This window comes from Nonomuraea sp. NPDC003201 (assembly GCF_053590415.1).
Window position 1 is genome coordinate 1 of the sequence record NZ_JBSFTC010000697.1, and the last position, 1,851, is coordinate 1,851.

Here is a 1,851-nt window from a genome sequence, read left to right on the forward strand (position 1 = left end):
GGTCGGCGGCGGCGCGGGCGTTGGTCGCGGCGGTGGTCGCCCGGTCGGCCGCGGAACGCGCCTGGGTGGCGGCGGTCCTGGCCCCCTCGGCGGCATCGGTGCCCTCGGCGGCCGCGGCGTACGCCTCGCGGGCGGAGGCCTTGGCCTGCAGGGTGTCCCGGGTGCTCTCGGCCTCCAGAGCGGTGGTACGGGCCGCGGCCGCCTTACGCTCGGCCTCCAGCGCCACTTCCTTCTTGTCGGCCGCCGTGGCGCCGGCGCCCTGGGCGGCGCTCAGCGCGTTGGCGGCCGTCTGCCGTTCGGACTGGGCCCGCTGTTCCGCGGCGGCGGCGTTGGCGCGCTGCTCGGCGGCGATGTTCTTCTGCCGCTCCGCGTTGTCGCGCTCGGACTCGGCGATCTCCCGCTTGGCGCGGGCGTCGTCGGCCGCCGCCTTCGCCGTCTGCTCGGCGGCCTCGGCCCTGGCCTGGGCGTTCTTGGCCTTGGCCGCGTTCTCGGCCGCGAGAGCCGCCTGCGCGGCGGCGCCGTCGGCGGCGGCCTTGGCCTGCGCGGCGGCCTCCTCGGCGGCCATCCGCCGGAACTCCGCCCGCGAGGCGTGCGCCTGCGTCTCGGCCAGCGCCATCAGCGTCTTGCTGTCCGCGGCCGACGCCCGGGTGGCGTTGCCCGCGGTCTCGGTCGCCTTGGAAACGGCCTGCGTGGCGGCGGCCGAGGCGCGGGCCACCTGGACGGCCTGCTGTCCGTAGAGCAGGCCGCGCCCCCGTGGCAGCCCGGCGGCGTCGGCGATCGCGTACGCGGCCTGCTGAGCGGTCACGGCGGCGGCGGCGTGCCGCTGGACCGACTGCGCGGCCCGCGAGGCGACGAACACCCGGCCCAGCGCCATCGCCTGCGCCTTGACGATGTCGGTCTTGACCTTGGCGAACTGCGCCGCGCTCGGGTAGGACAGGTCGTCCGGCGACTGCTTGAGCCAGTACGCCTGCCATTCGGTCAGCCGGCTGGCGATGATCGACTGGCCCAGCGCCTCACCCAGCGCTTGGGAGGCGACCTGGAGGTCGGCGGCGGCCCCGGCCTCCTCGTTGAGGATGGTGTCACGCTGGGCGCGCTGGCCGTCGACCTCCTGCTGCCACTCCGCCGACGCCGTGGCGAACTCGGCCTTCAGCACCTCGTGCGGGTCCGGCGGGTTGGCGGTGGTGCAGGAGGCGTAGCGGGCCTTGAGGTTCTCGACGTCGACCCGGAACTCCATGCTGTCCGGATCGGGCGCGCTCTCCGCGAACCCGCCCCGCTCCAGGAACGCCCGCGCGTCGTCGGCGTACATGGGGTGGTCGGCGGTCAGGTCCTTCCACGCCTGCCGCCCCTCCTCGTCGTCGCCGCCGGCGGGGTACCGCTCCTCGGCGACCTTGTTGACCGCGTCCACGGACTCCTTGGCGGCCCGTGGGGTCTGGTCGGCGTAGAAGTCGTCCTCGTGCTGCCAGTACTGGTTGGAGATCCAGGTGAGCAGACCCGCCTTGGTGAACGGGTTGTCCTTCTGGTCGATCCGCTGGAACTGGACGTCCGTGTAACCCTTCGGGGGCGGGACGGCGAGCGACCCCTCCCAGACGTAGTGCCGGTCGTTGAGCTCGTCCAGCTTGGCGCCGGTCCGCTCCTCGTCCTTGCCGAAGGCGGCGTGCAGCGGGGTCGGCGGATCGGCCCAGTAGTCGGTGGCGGCGTTGCGCAGCAGGACGTCGTCGGCGCCGCCCAGCCCGGCGCGGGCGACGGCTTTGAGGTCCTGGCCGCCCCGGCGTTGCGCGGTGGTGAGCAGGCACTGGGCCGCGCGGACCGACGCGGCGTGCGCGAGGTCGTACTCGGCGGCGTCGGCGAAGG

At 74.9% G+C, this 1,851-nt stretch carries 1 pseudogene; it reads right to left on the bottom strand.

Annotation, left to right across the window (positions count from 1 at the left end):
* A pseudogene (locus tag ACWDX9_RS62850) lies at positions 1–1,851 on the bottom strand (hypothetical protein); the annotation flags it as partial.